16 protein-coding genes and 1 tRNA gene are annotated in these 19,117 nt (G+C 43.9%); 9 read left to right on the plus strand and 8 right to left on the minus strand.

The window, feature by feature from the left end; genetic code table 11:
* Positions 1-228 precede the first annotated feature (228 nt).
* Positions 229-305: transfer RNA gene (locus TH606_RS02045), tRNA-Arg, on the minus strand.
* Between the two features lie 68 nt (positions 306-373).
* On the opposite strand from TH606_RS02045, the gene TH606_RS02050 reads away from it, so the two are divergent.
* Positions 374-1,456, plus strand: a complete 1,083-nt coding sequence (locus tag TH606_RS02050) for a M20 family metallopeptidase (RefSeq protein WP_068541037.1) — start codon at positions 374-376, stop codon at positions 1,454-1,456.
* Here TH606_RS02050 and TH606_RS02055 read toward each other — a convergent pair.
* Positions 1,372-1,932 (minus strand): GNAT family N-acetyltransferase, encoded by a 561-nt coding sequence (locus tag TH606_RS02055; RefSeq protein ID WP_068541038.1) that lies wholly within the window; start codon positions 1,930-1,932, stop codon positions 1,372-1,374. The two genes, TH606_RS02050 and TH606_RS02055, sit on opposite strands and share 85 nt — an antisense overlap.
* 247 nt (positions 1,933-2,179) lie before the next feature.
* On the opposite strand from TH606_RS02055, the gene TH606_RS02060 reads away from it, so the two are divergent.
* On the plus strand, positions 2,180-3,598 hold the full coding sequence (locus tag TH606_RS02060; RefSeq protein WP_068541039.1) for a metallophosphoesterase: 1,419 nt from the start codon (positions 2,180-2,182) through the stop codon (positions 3,596-3,598).
* Here the strand turns inward: TH606_RS02060 and aroB are convergent.
* A complete protein-coding gene (gene aroB, locus TH606_RS02065) occupies positions 3,584-4,669 on the minus strand; it encodes a 3-dehydroquinate synthase (protein WP_068541040.1) in 1,086 nt (361 codons plus the stop codon). The genes TH606_RS02060 and aroB overlap by 15 nt on opposite strands.
* A 73-nt stretch (positions 4,670-4,742) precedes the next feature.
* Between aroB and TH606_RS02070 the strand changes: the two genes are divergently transcribed.
* The 7 genes from TH606_RS02070 (at position 4,743) to TH606_RS02105 (ending at position 11,715) form a co-directional block, all read left to right on the plus strand.
* Positions 4,743-5,576, plus strand: a complete 834-nt coding sequence (locus TH606_RS02070; RefSeq protein ID WP_068541041.1) for a fumarate hydratase — start codon at positions 4,743-4,745, stop codon at positions 5,574-5,576.
* Positions 5,577-5,585: 9 nt separating this feature from the next.
* Complete coding sequence (locus tag TH606_RS02075; RefSeq protein WP_068541042.1) at positions 5,586-6,059, plus strand: HAD family hydrolase; 474 nt, start codon at positions 5,586-5,588, stop codon at positions 6,057-6,059.
* Positions 6,060-7,841: a cation:proton antiporter gene (locus TH606_RS02080; protein WP_068541043.1), complete on the plus strand. Its 1,782-nt coding sequence runs from the start codon at positions 6,060-6,062 to the stop codon at positions 7,839-7,841.
* Between the two features lie 133 nt (positions 7,842-7,974).
* Entirely contained in the window at positions 7,975-8,574 is a 600-nt protein-coding gene (gene prxU / locus TH606_RS02090) for a thioredoxin-dependent peroxiredoxin (protein ID WP_157627839.1), read from the plus strand.
* 115 nt (positions 8,575-8,689) lie between these two features.
* Positions 8,690-8,851: a rubredoxin gene (gene rd, locus TH606_RS02095; protein WP_068541046.1), complete on the plus strand. Its 162-nt coding sequence runs from the start codon at positions 8,690-8,692 to the stop codon at positions 8,849-8,851.
* A 21-nt stretch (positions 8,852-8,872) separates the two neighbouring features.
* A complete protein-coding gene (locus TH606_RS02100) occupies positions 8,873-10,201 on the plus strand; it encodes a multiheme c-type cytochrome (protein WP_068541047.1) in 1,329 nt (442 codons plus the stop codon).
* 50 nt (positions 10,202-10,251) lie between these two features.
* On the plus strand, positions 10,252-11,715 hold the full coding sequence (locus TH606_RS02105) for a multiheme c-type cytochrome (RefSeq protein WP_068541048.1): 1,464 nt from the start codon (positions 10,252-10,254) through the stop codon (positions 11,713-11,715).
* 44 nt (positions 11,716-11,759) lie between these two features.
* On the opposite strand, the gene TH606_RS02110 is transcribed toward TH606_RS02105, so the two are convergent.
* The 5 genes from TH606_RS02110 to TH606_RS02130 all read right to left on the minus strand — a co-directional run bounded on the left by TH606_RS02110 (position 11,760) and on the right by TH606_RS02130 (position 19,000).
* Entirely contained in the window at positions 11,760-13,787 is a 2,028-nt protein-coding gene (locus tag TH606_RS02110; protein ID WP_068541049.1) for a biotin/lipoyl-containing protein, read from the minus strand.
* A gap of 11 nt (positions 13,788-13,798) precedes the next feature.
* Positions 13,799-15,256: an acetyl-CoA carboxylase biotin carboxylase subunit gene (locus TH606_RS02115; protein ID WP_068541050.1), complete on the minus strand. Its 1,458-nt coding sequence runs from the start codon at positions 15,254-15,256 to the stop codon at positions 13,799-13,801.
* A gap of 95 nt (positions 15,257-15,351) precedes the next feature.
* Entirely contained in the window at positions 15,352-16,629 is a 1,278-nt protein-coding gene (locus TH606_RS02120) for a bifunctional folylpolyglutamate synthase/dihydrofolate synthase (RefSeq protein WP_068541051.1), read from the minus strand.
* A 41-nt stretch (positions 16,630-16,670) separates the two neighbouring features.
* Positions 16,671-18,281, minus strand: a complete 1,611-nt coding sequence (locus tag TH606_RS02125) for a sodium/solute symporter (protein ID WP_068541052.1) — start codon at positions 18,279-18,281, stop codon at positions 16,671-16,673.
* Positions 18,281-19,000 carry a universal stress protein gene (locus tag TH606_RS02130; RefSeq protein WP_068541053.1) on the minus strand — a complete coding sequence of 240 codons (720 nt, stop codon included), beginning with the start codon at positions 18,998-19,000 and terminating at the stop codon, positions 18,281-18,283. Before TH606_RS02130 ends, TH606_RS02125 begins: the two co-directional genes overlap by 1 nt.
* Positions 19,001-19,117 lie beyond the last annotated feature (117 nt).

Consider the following 19,117-nt stretch of genomic DNA (forward strand, 5'->3'; position numbering starts at 1 on the left):
GACCCTTGCAAAATATTTTACTGAGACTGCTTCGTCGGCCTTTCGGCCTCCTCGCAGTGACAATGGATTGTCATTGCGAGCCACAAAATGGCGAAGCAATCTCTTTCCTTAAATTGTAAAAAAACTAATGTTTTAGAGTTCTCTCTAAAGAGAGAGGCTCTTAAATTCTGCCACATAACAAGATTTAGTTACTAAGCTTGAAGTTATAATCAGAGGAATGATTGATTTTGGCGCGCCCGGGAGGACTCGAACCTCCAGCCTCTGGATTCGTAGTCCAACGCTCTATCCGGTTGAGCTACGGGCGCGCACGAAAACTAAATTAACCCTTTTCCCAGAATTTGACAAGGGTTCACGGAGGGATTTTAATTCTCCCATGGACTTAAAAAACCGTTTCAAAGAACTCATTTTTACCCTGGCGTCAATTCCCAGCCCAAGTGGTGAGGAGCGGGCTATTCTTGAGTATCTCTGGGGAAGGCTTTCACAGCTAAATATTCCTTTACGCAAACAAGAAGTGCCTGACCGTTTCTGGAACATCATTGTTAACGAATCTCCAGAAAACAAGTTACTTATTACCACTCACGTGGACACTGTACCCCCCTGGCTTGGGATTTTTCCTCCTCGCATGGGAGAAGATCACCTGGAAGGCTTGGGCGTATGTGATGACAAGGCTGGCGTGGCCATAATGCTTATGCTTCTTGAAGAAAGGCTCAAACAGGGGAAACCTATTCCTGCTACCTTTGCCTTTGTGGTGGACGAAGAAAGAGAAGGCCAGGGTTCAGCCATCCTTGCCAGAGAGGCCAACCTTCCGCCCTATGCCGTAGTGCTAGAGCCTACAGATTTAAAAATAGCCATTGCTGAGGGTGGTTCTGTAGAGTTTGAAATACGAGTCAAAGGAAAAGCTGTTCACGGTAGCTGTATCCCCCACGGTGAAAACGCCATTGAACGAGCCATAGACCTTATAGGCAAACTAAAAAGGCTTTCTTTTCTTTACACCGAACACCCCTTGGTGGGGCCGGGCGGCTTTAACGTGGAAAGATTTACCGGCGGAGATGGAGAACTCAGGGTGCCTGACCAGTGTATCGTGGAGATAGACTTTCGCGTCCTACCAGGCCAGGAAACACAGGATGTTATCAATGAAATTAAGCAAATTTTAGATGAAATTCCGAATGTCCATTATGTAGTAAAAGATATTTCTGAACCCTTTGCTATTCCTACGGAATCACCCATTGTGGAAAAGATGTGTGAGGCCTATCGCCATGCTTTAAAAGAAGAGCCAGAACTTTCTGGCATGCCAAGCTGGACTGATGCCGCCCACCTATATGCCGCAGGGGTTGAACCGGTTGTTTTTGGTCCAGGGGATCTTTCTCGCTGTCATACCCCTGAAGAAATCATAGAATTGGTAGATGTAGTTGAGGCCTTTTTGGTGCTTGATTCTTTGCTTGATATCTGGTCATAAGCTTTGTCTTCAAGCTCTTTCTCCATACGAAGCCAGGCACCCTGGCGGTCCGTCACCTTAAAACCCAGTTTTTCATAAAAACGGCGGGCGTCTTCATTTTTTTCTCCCACCCAGAGAGCCACTCGCTTAAAACCTCGTTTTTTTAAAAACTCCAGGGCTTTTTGCATCAAAAGTTTACCTAAACCCTGCCCCTGGTAAACCGGGTCAACTACCAGTTCATGTATCTCCGGAACTACCTTGCCGTGAAAGCGGCAGTCAGGTTGGACTACAATGAAGCCAGCTGGTTTCCCATTAACAAAGGCTACCCAAAAGCCTCCATCAGCATGCTTCATAAGCCATTTTAGATATCGCTTTACCCGCGATGGGTCCCTGTAAGCGTAAATATAGTCCTCCCGGTAAGCCTCAAGATAAATGCGCTTTAAGTCTTCGGCTAAAGGTTTTAAGTCTTTTATTGAGATTATTTCAATTTTTTCCATTTTTCCTGATTATTAGCCTCTAAAAAATTTATGATATAAGTTTTTAATAACAAAAGTCATGCGAGCCGTCATAATCCCACAATGCGCCTCGCGAAAGAGATTGCTTCGCTTCGCTCGCAATGACAAAGAGGATTCGCAATGACAAAGAGGGCTCGCAATAATAGAGTGGGGCACTACAATGATAGTTTGCCATGGCCAATCAACATAGTCATCTGTTTTGCGCTCCCAGCAATATAAGGAGGCTTTTATGTCTTCCATTAAATACGTTGTCCTTTCTGACTTACATCTGGGTGAAGAAGATAGCCTTTTGACTAACCTTAAACCAGGGGTAGCGGAAGAAGGCCCCCTTCAACCTTCCCCGGTGCTTAAAAAGCTTGGCCAGGGACTTGAAGAACTTTTAAGGAATAACTCTGCCAAGCCAGAATTAGTCATAATAGGCGACGGCCTGGAAATGGCGCTGGCCGGGGTGCACCAGGCTGCCATGGCCTTTGAAAGGCTTATTGAAGAGTTTTTCATTAAACGCCATTTATTTTCTGGCATAGTTTATGTTCCCGGAAACCACGACCATCACTTATGGGAAACTGCCCGCGAGATACAATATAGTAATTTTGTTGAAAGAAAAAAGTCTCCCGGGGATTTTTTACCAGAACCCTGGCATATCTCCACAGTTTTTCCCGAAAAGGATTATCACTTTGTACCTTCTCCCTTTTTGCAAAAGTTAGTTAACCGCTACCCAGCCCTTCAAGAAGTCAAAGTAAAAATACTTTATCCGGTATTTGGCCTTATTAGCAACGAGGAAAAAAGAATAGTCTGCTTACACCACGGCCACCTGCTTGAATCTATCTACCGCCTTATGAGCAAACTCAAGGTCGCCCTTTTCCCTGAAGAAAAAGAACCTGAAACTTTGAATGAAATAGAAAAAGAAAACTTCGCCTGGATTGATTTTTTCTGGTCCACCATGGGGCGTTCTGGCAAAGTGGGCACCAAAATAGAAAGGATTTATGAAATGCTTTTGGTTCCAGCTACTTTTAAAGACCTTATTGCCAATTTGGCCAGAGCCCTAGCCGAAAAATTTGACCTGCCTTTTATTCCCGAAAGATGGGAAGACGATCTTATTGAAAAAGCTGTGGCGAAATTTTTAAGAGAAAACTTTTTACCAGAACGTCAAATGGAAAAAACAATCCTCGCTGGAAAAACTGAAAAAGAATTACGCTGGTTCATAGAAGGCCCTATTTTGCATGAGATCAAAAAAGCCCTGCCCGTTGATGAAGAAGAGCTTTCTACTTATCAATTTCAATTCGTTTTTGGCCATACCCACAAACCCTTTGCCAGACTTGATAAATTTAAGCCCTTTAAACCCTGGACTAAAGTTTTTAACACCGGAGGCTGGGTTATTGATCGCCTGGAACTTATCCACACTTATGGGGCCAAATTAATACTGATATCAGACGATTTAGAAGTAATACCCCTTGAACTTTTTCGTCAGGGACGCCTTGAACCGCCCCAAGTTTCATACGTAAAAAGCCCTGATGAACCGCTTCCTCCTATAGTTGCTGGGTTACAAGAAAAACTTAAAAGCCCGGTATGGCAGGAGTTCGTAGAGGTTGTTCAGAGTGCCGCCCAGGTAAGGGTTGGGCACTTAAGAAGGCGCTTATTTGGCCTTTAATTCTTCTACGATTTCTTTTAGCAATTCCTTAGGCGGCTCTTCGTAAAAAACAGGTATTCCCAGTTTTTTTAGTAAAACAAAAATTAGTTTCCCTTTCCAGACTTTCTTATCCGCTCGCAGGAAAGAAAGAATTTCTTCTGTCTCAAGCTCCTGGGGTATGCGGGTGGGTAGGCCTAAGGCCTCAAGGAGTTTGACAAGCCTTGGGCTTATTTTTTCTTCCGCCACACCAAGCTTTTCTGAAAGAAGGGCTGCCGCCACCATACCAATGCTTACGCAAAGACCGTGGAGTATCTGGTAATTCGCCGCCGCTTCAATGGCGTGGCCAAGGGTATGACCAAAGTTTAAGATACGCCTTAAGCCTCCTTCTTTTTCATCACGTGAGACCACTTCTGCCTTAATGCGGCAACTTTCATAAATAATGTGCTCAAGGCTTTCGGCGTCATAATTAAGTAACTTCTGGCTATTTTGTTCCAGGAATTCAAAAAGCTCAGGGCTTGAGATACAGCCGTATTTAGCCACTTCGGCCAGGCCGTTTTTAAGGTGTTCAAAGGGAAGGGTGCTAAGCACACCGTAGTCAATGTAAACTCGCCACGGCTGGTAGAAAGTGCCAAGGAGATTTTTCCCTTCAGGGAGATCCACGCCGGTTTTTCCGCCCACAGAGCTATCCACCTGGGCCAGAAGACTTGTTGGGATTTGCACATAAGGCACTCCGCGTAGATAGATAGAAGCAAGAAAGCCGGCCAGGTCTCCAGTGACTCCTCCACCAAGGGCAATAACCGCACATTTGCGGTCAAAGCCTGCTCTTATCATCTCGCGGGCCAGGCTAACCACGGTGTCCATATTTTTTGAGGCTTCTCCTGCCGGAAAGATAAAAAGCTCAGCTGAAAGCCCGGCCTCTTTTAGGAGGCAAAGGAGATCTTCCCCTAAGAGTTCTGCTACCTGGCTGTCAGAGATAAGGGCATAACGGTAGCCAAGATTAAGTTTTTTCAAATCTTCAGGAACTTCGGTTAAAAGGCCACCTTCAATTAATATTTTGTAGGGCTTACCTGTTTTTACCTCTAAGATTTTCATAACTTTTTCTTAAACTAAAATCAGAGAACTTTCAAATTTTGCCTGTCCCTGTTTTTGTGGTAATTCAAGTTTTATGAAACAGGTAAGAACGGAAGAAATAGTTGCTAAAGTGGCTCAAGCAGTTGAAGAAGCCTGTAAGATTTTACCTAACAGGGTTTGGGAAGTTTTTCAAAAAGCCCAAAAGGAAGAACCTTCTCCCCTCGGGAAAAAAGTTTTTGATATCCTGCTTGAAAATGCCCGCCTGGCCCAGGAAGAAAATTTACCAATATGCCAGGATACCGGCATAGCTGTAATATTTGTAGAACTCGGCGAAGAAGTAAAAGTAAAGGGGCTATATGAAGCTATAAACCAGGGAGTAGCCAAAGGTTATGAAAAGGGGCTTTTGCGTAAATCTGTGGCTGACCCTATAACACGCCAGAATACCGGCACCAATACGCCAGCGGTTATTCATCTTGAGATAGTTCCTGGAGATAAACTCAAAATAACAGTTTTTCCCAAGGGCTGTGGCAGTGAAAATATGAGCGCTCTAAAGATGCTTCCCCCCTCGGCCGGGCTTCTGGGAGTGAAAGAATTCGTAAAAGAGGTGGTCAAAAACGCCGGGCCTAACCCCTGCCCTCCAATTACGGTGGGGGTAGGCCTTGGTGGCACCTTTGAAAAAGCAGCTTATCTCGCTAAAAAGGCCCTTACAAGGCCCTTAGGTGAGCCTCATCCTGAGAAAAAAATAGCCGAACTAGAAAAAGAGCTTTTGGCAGAAATCAACACTCTAGGAATAGGTCCCCTTGGTTTTGGCGGCAAGATCACCGCCCTTGCTGTACACGTTGAAACCTTTCCAACTCACATTGCCAGTCTTCCCGTGGCTGTAAACATTCAGTGTCATGCCGCCAGGATTAAAAAACTGGAATTCTAGGAGTAAAAAATGCTTAAGATAGAGATTCCAAGAACAGGACTATTGGAAATCAAACACTTAGTTCTAGATTTCAACGGCACTCTCTCTGTTGACGGACGTATTAAAACAGGAGTTAAAGAAAAGTTATTTGAACTGGGCAAAAATCTTGAAGTCCATGTAATTACGGCGGATACCTTTGGGAAAGCCAGAAAAGCGCTTATAGATGTAAATTGCCAGCTCCATATTTTACCTCCTGATGAACCCCATGATGAATTAAAGTTAAAATACGTGGAAGAACTGCGAGCCACTAATGTCTGTGCTATAGGAAATGGCAGCAATGATGCCTTAATGCTGGCTGAAGCCAGGCTGGGCATAGCCGTATTGATGGAAGAAGGCCTATCCAAAGAGGCCTTTCTTGCCGCCGACATTTTAGTCAAGGATATAAACGATGCGCTGGAGCTATTATTAAATCCTTTGAGGCTTAAAGCTACTTTGCGCCGCTAAATGGAACAAAACTTACTTCTTTATTTATCAGCCATTATCGCTTTAGGTATTTTGTGTCAGTGGTTAGCCTGGCTGCTTAAGCTTCCCTCTATCTTACTTTTTTTGGTAGCCGGTCTATTTTTGGGCCCATTCACGGGCTTTTTAAATCCTGACGCCCTTTTAGGGAATTTTTTAGCTCCAATAGTTTCAGCCTCTATTGCCATAATTTTGTTTGAAGGAAGCCTGCGTCTAAAAGTAAAGGACATAAAAGCCAAGGCCTCAGTGGTAATTAATCTCGTTTCTATAGGGGCAGTAATTACCTGGGTGCTTACCAGTCTTTTAGTCTATTTACTTCTGGGCCTACCATTAGACCTGGCCTTTTTAGTAGGGGCTATTCTTATCGTAAGTGGCCCTACCGTGGTAGCCCCTCTTCTTTGTCATACCCGCCCTAAAAAACCTTTAGGCCCTATCCTTAAATGGGAAAGCATTTTAATAGACCCATTAGGTGCAATTGCAGCGGTACTGGTCTTTGAGGCTATTATGCATCAGGCCTCAGGTTTATCTCTTTTTATTCCTCTAATCAAAATAGTTATAGTGGGCTTAACTGTGGGCTTTATTTTGGTGAAATTGCTCCAATTTTTTGTTAAGCGCTATTTTTTGCCAGAGTCTTTAGAAGTTCCCTTCTTTTTAATGATTTTAATGGTGGGTTTTACCTTTTCAAATTTTTTACAGCCAGAATCCGGGCTCTTAACCGCCACGGTAATGGGAATACTTTTAGCTAACCAGAATGTTATTTCCATAACCCACGTAGCCCAATTCAAAGAAAACTTAGCTATACCTTTATTAGCCAATCTTTTCATCATTCTGGTGGCCCGTCTCAAACCGGAATTTTTAAATCAATATGGATGGAAAGAACTTTTATTTCTTCTGGCTATAATTTTTCTGGTTAGACCCATTGCGGTATTTTGTTCCACTATAAAATCAGGCCTTTCTCTAAGGGAAAAACTGTTTTTATCAGCAGTCTCTCCACGAGGAATAATCGCTGCGGCTGTTTCCTCTCTTTTTGCTATTCACTTGAGTGAATATGGCTTCCCCCAGGCGGATAAATTAGTAAGCCTTGTTTTTTTAGTAATAATGGGAACGGTAGTGATAAACAGCTTCTTTTTAAAACCTTTAGCCAACTTTTTAAAAGTTTCTCAGCCAGACCCTCAAGGAGTGCTCTTTGTGGGAGCCCATGACTGGGCAAGGGAAATGGCCCGCAAAATTCATGAAGAAGGATTTGAAGTTTTATTGGTAGATACTAACTGGTTTCACATAAAGTTAGCCGAACAGGAAGGCCTCCCTCATTTCTACGCCAGCGTTTTTTCAGATTGCGTGCTGGAAGAAATAGAATTTGAGGGCATAGGAAAGCTTTTCGCCTTAACTGGCAATGATGAAGTAAACTCTTTGGCCGTAGTTCATTTTGCCGAAGTCTTCGGCTATAAAGAGGTCTATCAGCTTCCCCCACTTCAAAAGAATATTGGCTGCTTACGGATAAGTGCTCCTAAAAGAGGACGAATCCTTTTTGGTGAAGAAATAGACTACCAGTTTTTTGAATACCGTTATAGAAAAGGCTATGTAATACGCAAGATAAAAATTACCGAAAAATATTCCATGGAAGACGCTTTTGCCTGTTTTAGTGGCGATTTTATCCCTCTATTTTTAATAACCGAAGACCGCAAGAAAATAAAAGTCTATACCACCGATTATCGTCCTAACCCCAGCCCTGGAGATCTTTTAGTAGCCCTAACTCCTCCCAAATAAAATTGCTTTGAAGCCTTGCTCTTAAAAAACTTGTACTTATTTTTTAATTAGACTTTTCTAAAAAGTGCTATTGACATAAGCTTAAAATAATTCTAAAAAAATAAAAAAACTAAAAAGAAAAGGAGGTTAAATTATGTGTTTGAGACCTGGCATGAAGGCCCCTGATTTTGAGGCCCAGGCCTATGTAAAAGGAGAAGTAAAAAACATTAAGCTTTCTGATTATCAGGGCAAATGGGTTGTTCTTTGCTTTTATCCTGCTGATTTTACCTTTGTCTGACCTACTGAAATTTCTTCGATAGCGGTCCGCTATCAAGAGCTCAAAGACTTAAACACCGAAGTGCTTGCTGCTAGCGTTGATACGGTTTTCTCTCACAAGGTATGGGACGAAACTGAACTTTCCAAGATGATTGGTGAACCAGTACCCTTCCCCTTATTGTGGGATAAAGGTGGCAAGATGGGTCAGCTTTATGGAGTTTATGATCCTGATTTAGGTCTTAACCTGAGAGGCCGTTTTATAATTGACCCAGATGGCGTAATTCAGGCCATTGAGGTTTTGAACGCCCCTGTAGGTCGCAATGTAAACGAACTTATCCGTCAGATTCAGGCCTTTCAATATGTACGTGACCATGCTGGTGAGGCTTGTCCGGCTGGTTGGACCCCTGGCAAGCCCACTCTTAAGCCTGCTCCTTCTCTGGCTGGCAAAGTTTGGGAAGTCTGGAAACCTGAAAATTAATAATATCTATAAGGAGGGGGGTCCCCTCCTTTGTCATTGCATATCAAAAGGAAGCCCCAGTAAATACCAGAGAAGAACAAAAAATCTTAAAAGCTATCAAATAAGGGGGAGAAAGATGAAAAAGTATCAATGTTCAGTGTGTGGTTATGTGTATGATCCCAACGAAGGAGATTCTTCAAGGGGCATTGCACCTGGAACAGCGTTTGAAGATCTTCCAGAAGACTGGACTTGTCCGGTATGTGGAGCACCTAAATCAGCTTTTAATCCTATAAACTAAATCACAAAAAGGGAGGGGATTATGAGAGTTTTATTAATAGTAGCCAGCTTTCTTTTACTGGTTTCTCAAACCATGGCTGCTGAAATGGGTAAATTTAAGTATGGAGACTTTAAAAAACCTCAAAAGTGTGGAGCTTGCCACCGGGAAATTTACAAAGAGTGGCAGGAATCTTTAATGGCCAAATCTTTTACCCATGAATGGGACCAGGTGGAATATTTTAAGCTTGCTCTTCCGCATGCTTTAAAAGAGCCTAAAGTTGCGGGGGTAAAAGGTGGCTGTATAGCCTGTCACGCTCCTTTAGCCTTTCTAACAGGGGATATTCCACCTAAAACAGCTGAAGCAGGTACCAGGGCTAATGAAGGTGTCTCCTGTGAAATCTGCCATAATATCACTGGCTCAACGGAAAAGGAGCCTTTCAACTTCAGCTACACTATTGAACCTGGGCGGGTAAAACAAGGCCCTCGTGCTGATGCTAAACCTAAGGGGCACAAAGTAGCCCAATCTGATTTTCTCCGTTCAGCTGAGTTTTGTGCCACCTGTCACGATGAAGCAAGCCCCTATGGTGCCTGGGTTAAAGAAACCTATCGTGAGTGGAAAGCTGGTCCTTACGCTAAAGAAGGCGTTGTTTGCCAGGACTGTCACATGTATAGAGCCCCTGGCAAAGCAGCTAGAATGGGGGCAGAAAGAGCCGATATTGCCCATCATGTTTTTCAGGGTTCCCACTCAACTGAAAAGTTAGCTGGAGCAGTAGATATTGCCCTTTACGCTAATCGCAAAAAATTGCGTCCCGGCGATACTTTGAAAATTAAGGCTGTCCTTTTTAACGGCAAAGTAGGGCATATGATTCCTTCTGGTTCTTCGGAAGAAAGGATGCTCTGGTTGGAAGTGTGGGTAATTGATGCCAACGGTAAAAGCTGGCACATTCCTGTTCAGCCCAAAGGCTTTAAAGGTGAAGAATACACCATCGCAGACCCCAATGCCTATGCCTATTTCGCCATTGGTGAAATCATGGAGATTCCCAATTTCAAAGGCCTTAAGAGAGATGGAAATGTCCCGGCTGGTGCTCGTATTTTCCGCAGGCCTTTCTTTGACCCCAAAGGCCGCATGACCATTTGCCAGTGGTACACTGCTAGCAATGATCTGGTGGATTATCGCATTGGTCCTCGCGAAACCAAAATAGAAAACTACGTATTTACTATTCCTAAAGACGCTAAAGGGCCTTTGACCATTAAAGCCAATCTATTTTACTCCCAGGTGCCAAGTTCTGTGGGAGAATTTTTTAAGCTACCTGAGTTTGAATACAAACCTCTTTTAGTCAATACTTCTGAAATAGTAGTTGAGGTGGAATAAAATTTTGGGGGCGGTAAGGCCCCCAAAACTTTAAAAGAGGAGGGGGGATTATGGTTAGGTTAGTGCCTTTGTTTCTAGCTTTTTGGGCTATTTTGGGATTTAGTACCTCGTGGGCAAAAATAAGTGAGGCCACTGAAACCTGTCTTTCCTGCCACGAATCAGTAACTCCCGGGATAGTAGCTGACTGGAAAAAGAGTGTTCACGCCCAAATACTTCCAGGAGATATCCTTTCTAAAAAGTACAACGTACAGGTACCTAAAAAGTTTGCAGGGGTAGTAGTTGGTTGTGCTGAGTGTCATACCCAGAACCATGGAGCCCACAAAGATACCTTTGACCATAATGGTTTTAAGGTACACAAAGTAGTTACCCCGCGTGACTGTGCTACCTGTCATCCCCATGAGGTAGCCCAATATCAAAAAAATAAAATGTCCCATGCCTATAATAACCTTTTAGGAAACCCTGTTTACCACGGTTTAGTGGAGGCTTCTCTTGGTCCGCAGTCCTTTAAAGAAGGAAAACTTATTTATGAAAAAACCAGTAATTTAACCAAAGCTGACGCCTGTCTCCACTGTCATGGCACCAAAGTAGAGGTAAAAGGCAAGGTGGTACGTGATACCGACTTTGGAGAAATGGAGTTTGTTGACCTAGCTGGCTGGCCGAACAATGGTGTTGGCCGTATAAATCCGGACGGCTCAATGGGATCCTGTACTTCCTGTCATCCTCGTCATGGTTTCTCTATAGAAGTAGCCCGCAAGCCTTATACCTGCTCTGAATGCCACAAAGGCCCGGACGTTCCTGGCTACAAAGTTTACATGGTGAGCAAACATGGAAATATCTTTTCCTCTAAAAATCACGAATGGAACTTCAAACCCAATAACTGGACAGTAGGCAAAGACTTTACAGCTCCCACGTGTGCTGCCTGTCATATTAGCCAACTGGTTGATGCTGACGGGAATATCATTGTCAAACGTACACACCAGATGAATGATCGCCTGGCTTGGAGGATTTTTGGGCTGATTTATGCTCATCCTCAGCCCAAAGACCCTGACACCACCAAGATCAAAAACAAAGCCGGGCTACCTCTTCCTACAGAGTTAACCGGAGAACCTGTAGAAGGCTATCTGATTTCTAAGGAAGAGATGGCCAAACGCCGCGCTACCATGAAGAAAGTATGTCTCGCCTGCCATGCTGAAGACTGGGTAGAAGGCCACTTTGCCAAACTGGATAAATCCATAGAAACCACCAATAAACAGACCCTGGCCGCTACTTTAATCCTGCTTGAAGCCTGGAATGCCGGAGTGGCTAAAGGGTTGCCTTCAAGTATCTTTGACGAAGCCATTGAAAAAATGTGGGTTGAGCAATGGCTCTTCTACGCCAACTCTACCCGTTACGCTTCGGCTATGGCTGGAGCAGACTATGGTGCCTTTGCCAATGGTCGCTGGTATCTCAACAAGAATCTCCAGCAAATGCTTGACTGGTTAGGGTTTCTAAAGGCGGCTAAAAAGGCTCAATAAATAAAAAAGGCGGGGTAGTCCCCGCCTTTTTTATTGTCTTTTTTTTATCTTGCCTGATCCTCCAGGGGTTTTAACTCAAACATAAGCTGCCCTTCTTCAACGGTATCGTTTACCTTCACGTGAATAGCTACAATTTGAGCATCAAAAGGTGCTAACACGGCGTTTTCCATCTTCATAGCTTCTATGTTAGCTACCTCTTCTCCTTTATGGACGATATCTCCTTCTTTGATAGTTCCTCTTTCAGGATTTCCGATCCGCCAGACGTTTCCACTAATGGGAGCGCCAATCTGGTTGGGGCCAGAGGCCTTCTTCACTTCCTTCTTTTTGGCTCTAGGAGTTTCTACCGTATAAACCCTGGTCTTGTTATTTACCTTCATCACCACGTGAATCAGGCCTTCGTGTTCAGCTCCAATAGAGACAAGCTCAATAGCATAAGGTTTGCCGTCAAGCTCAAATTCCACTTTATCTCCGGGTTTTTTAAGGCCTTCTCGCCATACATTGGTAGGAAGCACCAAAGGAGCCTGACCGTATTCGTCACGGAATTTTATGTATTCTACGGCATCTTTGGGATGCATAAGATAAAGAATGAATTCTTCCTCAGTGGGTTTTCTCTCTATCTTTTTTTCCAGTTCCTGGCGAAGCTTTTCTAAATCGTCAGGGGGGAGGGCTTCAAGAGGAGATTTATCTGAGCGTTCTTTAATTTTTTCTTCCCACTCGTCACCAAAGGCGCTCTGGTAAACCCAATCAGCCGGCCAGCCCTGGGGTAAACGACCATATTTGCCAAGAATCAGGTTTTTAAAGTCCCCGGGAGCGTTTCTGAAAAGCTGCAAAAGCTCTTCCTGTTCCCAGGGCTCCATGCGGTCAAAGTCCTGATCAACTTCTTCCACAAACTTGGTAAGCAACTTAATAAGATGCTCTACTCCCTTGAGGCCACGTTCCTTGGCATATTTATTGACCATACCAGAGCAGGTAACCCAGGTGATTTGGGAACCAGGAGTAACGTCAAAGTATTTGACTATGCGGTTGTAAAGGGACATAACTTTGAGAATCTGGGGCATTAGGTGTAAGAAACCACCTTTTTCCGCTTGCTCAAAGGAGCTAGGGAAGGCTCCTCCTGGCATTTTGTGTTTGGTGACGTTGTGGTCAAGCCCTTTAAAGGGGCTCTCGGCCCAGGCGTACTGGTTAATCCATTCACGCACTTTTTGGACGGCCTCTTCCGCAGCCTTGCGGTTTAAATGCACTTTAATGCCGGCTTCTTCAAGATAGGCCTGCGCCGCCAGAATAGGTGGCTGGCCGTAAAAACGACAAAGGGAATCTTCCTGAACGTCTATGATTTTGGCTCCAGCCTGCACCGCTGCCAGATAAGCTGGCAATGGTAAGCCGTCTGTTGAATGGCGATGATAATGGATAACCAGGTCCGTATATTTCTGCTTAATAGCATCAATTAACTGGGAAATACGCTTGGGGCTACCAACACCGGCCATATCTTTGATACAAAGGACGATTTCGTCAGTCCCGCCACAAAGGTCAACTATCTCGTCCACCACGGAAAGATAGTAATTATCAGTAGTCCAATCGGCCTGGGTGAAAGATATAGCCGGCTGGAAAAGGCGGCCCCTTTTCATGACAATTTCTGCCACTGAGCGCATGTTGCGAATATCGTTTAAGAAAGAAAAACAGCGCCAGACATCAATATCTACCCGGGCCACAACATATTCAATAACGTTTTTGGGATACGGACGATATCCCCAGAGGTTAGTTTCCCTGATGAGGGTTTGAAGCATTACTGAAGGCATTTTCTCGCGAAGGATGCGTATTTCTTCAAAGGGGTCTTCACGACGGTTCATTATGCCTACGTGCCAGCGCGCACCACCATGACATTCGGTACTGAAAAGCCCCATTTCTTCGTAATAAGGGGCAAGGGTAGCCAGGTCATAAATACGGTGACGGTTTTTATAATCAGATTGACCGGCGTCTCGCATGCCAGTTGAAGTAAAAAGTACACCGTCAAAATCACGTAAAGTCTTAACTATTTCTTTGGGTGACATTCCAGGTTTTATTATGTTCCACATAGGCATCTCCTTTACATCCAGGGTTGAGGGCCTAAGGCCGAAACACGGGCCACAAACTTGGCAATCTTAAGGACTTCGTCTTCTGAGCTTTTTTCCTTAAACATGGAAACCAATTCGTCCATGTGCTCTTCTATAAAGGTGGTAGAAAAGTGGCCAGCTCTGAAAGATGGATGGCGAATAATAGCCAAAAGCAAGGGAGCAATGGTTTTTATACCTTCTACGCGAAGATCGCGACCTAAGGCCCGATCCATGGTCATAATAGCAGCTTCACGATTTTGGCCAGCTGTCATTATCAGCATAATGAGAGAATCATAGTACGGCGGGATATCTGCCCCTTCATAAACTCCTTGAGAAATTCTCACCGCTGGCCCCTGAGGGAGTTGAAGACGGGTTATTGTGCCAAACGAGGGGTTGAAGGTTACCGGGTCTTCCGCGTTTAAACGGGCCTCTAAAGCCCAGCGATTGACTTTTATTTCAGACTGCCTGACAGGTAATTTTTTACCTTCGGCAATATCAAGCATAAGCCCAACAATGTCAAGCCCGGTAATAAGTTCAGTGATTCCGTGTTCCACCTGGAGACGAGTGTTCACTTCTAAGAAATAAAACTTGTTAGTACTGGCATCAAAAATAAATTCTACGGTTCCGGCGGAAGTATAGCCTATTTCACGCATGAGTCTTACGGCAGTAAAGCAAATTTCTTCACGCAAATCTTCGTCTAAAGTAGGAGACGGGGCTTCTTCTATGATTTTTTGATTGCGACGCTGAAGGGTACACTCTCGCTCATAGAGATGGACGACTTTACCGTGAATATCAGCTAGCACCTGAACTTCAATATGACGGCCCTTACGAATATACTTTTCGGCAAGAAGGGTATCGTCGCCAAAGGCCTTCATAGCTTCGGATTTGGCCTGGTTAAAAGCTATAGGAAGTTCTTCTTCTGATTCCACCTTTACCATCCCTTTTCCGCCACCACCTTTAGCGGCTTTAAGCATGATGGGAAAATCTACCTTTTCTTCTTCAAGCCATTTTTTAATATCTTCAAGGCTTGTAACGTTATCAATTCCAGGGATAGTAGGAACATTGGCTCTTCGGGCGTATTTTTTAGCCTCTACCTTATCTCCCATGGCCCTGATTACTTCTGGACTAGGGCCTATCCAGATAAGGCCAGCTTCTTGAACCATTTCGGCGAAGTCGGCATTTTCTGCCAGGAACCCCCAGCCAGGATGAATAGCATCAGCTCCCACTTCAAGGGCTGCTTTGATGATGTTTTCCATATTGAGATAAGACTCAAGGGGGGGAGCTTCTCCCACACAAACGGCCTGATCTGCCAGGCGCACATGATAAGCCAGGCGATCCGCCGTACTGTAAATAGCCGTAGTCTTTATGCGGCGATCACGGCAGGTGTCCATCACCCTTACCGCTGGCACCCCCCGGTTAGCAATAAGGACGTGTGATATTTTCTTTTCCATGGCCCCTCCTCTCTGGCCTTTAAATTTAAGCTAAACTCATAATCTAAAAAAATATTTTTGGCAAAACTAAATAAAATTGATAATCAACAAAAAAACTATTTCCCAAATAAAGTATTCAAATAAGCACGCGCAAATCCCACCAGATAAAGGGAACCCGTTACTATCAACGGTAAATTTTTTCTATCTTCAAGAGCTTCTTCTAAGGCCTTTTCCCAGGAAGAATAAAAATGAACAAGAGGATGCTTTAAATTTTTAAGCCTTACCTGCCATTCTTCAAGAGAAACCGGACGTCTGGGGCCTGGTGGCTGGCAAATAAAAAGTTTTTTACAGCCAGGTAAAAGGGTTGTTAACATTTCTTTAAAAGGCTTGGTCCCATCTTCGTTTGAAGCGCCAAACAATAAAATATATTCTTTAATTCCCAATTCCTCTAGATTTTCTTTCAACGTATTAATTCCAGCCAGGTTATGCGCTCCATCAAGAATAACTGGAGGCTCTGTACTTATAATTTCAAAGCGCCCGGGCCAGCTGGTATTGGCAACGGCCTCTTTAAGCTTTTCCGATTGGAGACTTAAAAAACCCTTTTCCTCCAGCAATTCAGTTGCTTTAATAGCCAGGGCTAAATTTGTAAGCTGATGTCTACCCTTAAGAGAAGGCCTGAGGTCATAAAAGATATATTTTCCTTTAAAAGAAAGAGTCTCTCTGGCAGGAAAAATATCAAAATCCCTTCCTTGAATAAAAAGAGGAGCTCTTTTCTCGTGGGCATGTTTTTCAATAACTTCTAATGCTTCTTGTTTTTGATAACTTGTTACCACCGGTCTTTCGGGTTTGATTATGCCGACTTTTTCTGAAGCAATAGCTGAAAGCGTGTTCCCCAGGAAGGCCTGATGGTCAAAGCTCACAGGAGTTATAATAGCCACCTCAGGTAGAATAACATTGGTGGCGTCAAGACGCCCTCCCAGGCCACATTCTATTATGGCTATATCTACCTTCTCTTCGGCAAACACTAAAAAGGCAATGGCCGTTGTTAACTCAAAGTAGGTGGCAGGATTGTCTCCTAAGGATTTTTTTACTCTTTTAGCCAGTTCAGCAAATCTTTCCTCTGATATAGGTTTTCCGTTTATAACAAAGCGTTCACAAACGGAAATCAAATGAGGGGAGGTATAAAGTCCGGTCTTCAAGCCATGATGGCGCAAAATACTTTCAAAGAAAGCCGCCGTAGAACCTTTTCCATTGGTACCCGCGATATGAACTACGGGATAAAGATGTTGTGGATTATCTAAATTATTTAGAAGAAAAGAAATCCTTTCAAGGCCTGGTTTAATACCGTGGAATTCGTATTGAGATAACCAGGTTAACGCTTCTTTAAATTTCATAAGGAATAGAGAGGGGGGAAGACAATGTCCCCCCAGAAGAATTATTTTTTACGATGGGCTAAAGCCATGAATTTTTCTACTTCACCCACATCTTTTGTCATTAAGCTGGCAATAATGAACACGATAAAAGCAGCCGGCACACTATAGAGAGCCGGATTCACCAGCACCGGGAGACCGAGAAAAGACTTAAGCCCAAAGAAGCGGGCAAAAGTAAAGATAAGTGAAACTACAAGCCCGGTGGCCATACCCCAAACTACACCCTGCTTGGTAAGCCTTGGCCACCAAACAGTAAGAATAAGAGCCGGAGCAAAGGTACTGGCCGCAATACCAAAAGTCATACCTACGAGCATACCGACGTTTTGATTCTTGAGCCAGATAGCAAGAGCAATTGATATACCTGCTAAGACAAACACCGCTTTTTTAGCAAAGCTAACGCGTTCTTCATCAGGGCTGTGGGGCTTAAAGATAGAAGCATAGAGGTCATGGGCAATACTGGTGGTGGCTGTAATGAGAAGCCCTGTACAGGTGCTTAACATAGCAGCCAAAGCACCAGCGGCAATAATACCCAGGAATAGCTCTCCACCGATCTTCTGACCAAGCATGGGAACAGCCATATTTGTGGCTATACCCTTTTTGCCTGTGGCCACAAGGTCAACTAATACAGGGTAAAGGCTAAACATAATAGCTAATCCCACGAAAAGAACCGAGGTGTAAAAGATAGCCAAACCCCAGATAGTAAATTCAATACTTTTTTGGGCTGCTTTAGCATCACGAACCGTGTAAAAACGGATAAGAATATGTGGAAGCCCAAGTACACCTATAAAAAGCCCCAAAACTAAGCTCAAGTGGTTCCAGAAATCTCGCAAACCAACCCCTGGAGTCAGTGCACTGGGAGCATCAGGTAAAGCCTGACGGGCCGCTTCCACCGCCGCTTCCGCCGAAGGCGCACTTTTCACTACGTCAGGAATTTGCTTGGCTGCCACTACGGTGGGCACCATTTTTTTGGCCGTTTTAATAATGTTCAATATATTGCCATCAAAGTAAATAATGGTAGCGCTAATCAAAAGAATTAACATGGCACCGAGAAGAACTACCCCCTGAACCGCCTGATTAAAAGTGGTTCCCCGCATGCCCCCCAGAACTACCAGCGCCGTAATAAGAACACCTGATACAATAACGGTGGTTAGATATTCCCAGCCAAGCAGAAGCTTAAAAAGATGCCCGGCACCTACTATCTGAGGCACAAGATAAAGAGAACACAATACAATAGTAGTCAACATGGAAACAGTTCTAATGCCTTTACTATGACCAAAACGGGCCCCCAAAACATCTCCTACAGTAAATTTACCGGCATTCTTGAGAGGAGCAGCGACTAAAAACAAGACAGCCATCCAGGTGGCAAAAAATCCTAAAGCCAGCCACCAGCCATCAACCCCCATAAGAGAAATGGCTCCAGCTACCCCTAAGAAACTGGCAGCACTACAGTAATCCCCAAACATGGCCATACCATTAATGCGCCAGGGGATTTTACCTTCAGCCACATAAAAAGCAGCAGTGGTTCTGGTGTGCTTACGGAAATAAAAACTAATATAAATAGAGATCAAAACACTTATGGCTACGATAAGAAATGCAATAGGATAGGTCAAACTCATTAGCTCTCACCTCCTTGTTTGCTAAGATATATACGGGTTAAAAATATTCCTGAAACGACCAAGATTAAACCGCACCAGATACCAAAAGGAAGACCTGCTATTTCTAAAGCAGCCACATCTTTTAAGGGTTTTGAGGTTATAATAGCGGCAAAAAAGTACAAACAGGTAAGAACAAGGAAAAGAGTCCCAGAAAACTTAAGGTTTTCGTAAACAAGGCGGGGGTCATAGACAGGAATCTCAATGGCTTCTGGTTTTTCAACAATTTGCTTGGCTAATTCTTTGAGGTCAGAAATATCTACCCAGCCCCGTTTAATTATTAACACCGGGCGGTCAGCATTTTCAGAGACCGCCTGGGCCACACTACCAAAATATAGCTTTTGAAAACCTTTGCGCCCTGAATCTCCCAGAAGAATAAGCTCAACATTTTCTTCTTTGGCAGTTGCCAGAATGGCCCCGGCTACTGGCCCTGTTTTTTTAACTACTTTTACCGGTACATTCATGAGCTGTGCATAAGCTTTCGCCAGCTCAAGAGGTTCTTCTGTAATAGGCGGCTCCACAGCTTCCATCATTTTTTCCGTGGGGAGCAAAGGCACTTCTTCCTCCACCTGGAGAACCACTACCTCTGCTTGGTAGTCCCGTGCCAATTCAACAGCCTTTTTAAAGGCCCCTAGGGATGGCTCATAGCCATCCACCGCCACCAACATCTTCCTAAAACCCATCCGACACCTCCTGAACAAATTTGATATTTTTGAGGAGACTATAAATAACCAAAAATTTCATTAAATGAAACATTTTATACAGATTTTTTGACAAAAAAATTTTTTAAAAGATTTTAC

The sequence above is a fragment of the Thermodesulfatator autotrophicus genome (assembly GCF_001642325.1).
In the GTDB taxonomy this organism is placed as follows: Bacteria; Desulfobacterota; Thermodesulfobacteria; order Thermodesulfobacteriales; family Thermodesulfatatoraceae; genus Thermodesulfatator; species Thermodesulfatator autotrophicus.

Coding starts and splice junctions, on each gene's coding strand:
- TH606_RS02050 (WP_068541037.1), top strand. CDS start 374: ATGGACTTAAAAAACCGTTTCAAAGAACTCATTTTTACCCTGGCGTCA.
- TH606_RS02055 (WP_068541038.1), bottom strand. CDS start 1,932: ATGGAAAAAATTGAAATAATCTCAATAAAAGACTTAAAACCTTTAGCC.
- TH606_RS02060 (WP_068541039.1), top strand. CDS start 2,180: ATGTCTTCCATTAAATACGTTGTCCTTTCTGACTTACATCTGGGTGAA.
- aroB (WP_068541040.1), bottom strand. CDS start 4,669: ATGAAAATCTTAGAGGTAAAAACAGGTAAGCCCTACAAAATATTAATT.
- TH606_RS02070 (WP_068541041.1), top strand. CDS start 4,743: ATGAAACAGGTAAGAACGGAAGAAATAGTTGCTAAAGTGGCTCAAGCA.
- TH606_RS02075 (WP_068541042.1), top strand. CDS start 5,586: ATGCTTAAGATAGAGATTCCAAGAACAGGACTATTGGAAATCAAACAC.
- TH606_RS02080 (WP_068541043.1), top strand. CDS start 6,060: ATGGAACAAAACTTACTTCTTTATTTATCAGCCATTATCGCTTTAGGT.
- rd (WP_068541046.1), top strand. CDS start 8,690: ATGAAAAAGTATCAATGTTCAGTGTGTGGTTATGTGTATGATCCCAAC.
- TH606_RS02100 (WP_068541047.1), top strand. CDS start 8,873: ATGAGAGTTTTATTAATAGTAGCCAGCTTTCTTTTACTGGTTTCTCAA.
- TH606_RS02105 (WP_068541048.1), top strand. CDS start 10,252: ATGGTTAGGTTAGTGCCTTTGTTTCTAGCTTTTTGGGCTATTTTGGGA.
- TH606_RS02110 (WP_068541049.1), bottom strand. CDS start 13,787: ATGTGGAACATAATAAAACCTGGAATGTCACCCAAAGAAATAGTTAAG.
- TH606_RS02115 (WP_068541050.1), bottom strand. CDS start 15,256: ATGGAAAAGAAAATATCACACGTCCTTATTGCTAACCGGGGGGTGCCA.
- TH606_RS02120 (WP_068541051.1), bottom strand. CDS start 16,629: ATGAAATTTAAAGAAGCGTTAACCTGGTTATCTCAATACGAATTCCAC.
- TH606_RS02125 (WP_068541052.1), bottom strand. CDS start 18,281: ATGAGTTTGACCTATCCTATTGCATTTCTTATCGTAGCCATAAGTGTT.
- TH606_RS02130 (WP_068541053.1), bottom strand. CDS start 19,000: ATGGGTTTTAGGAAGATGTTGGTGGCGGTGGATGGCTATGAGCCATCC.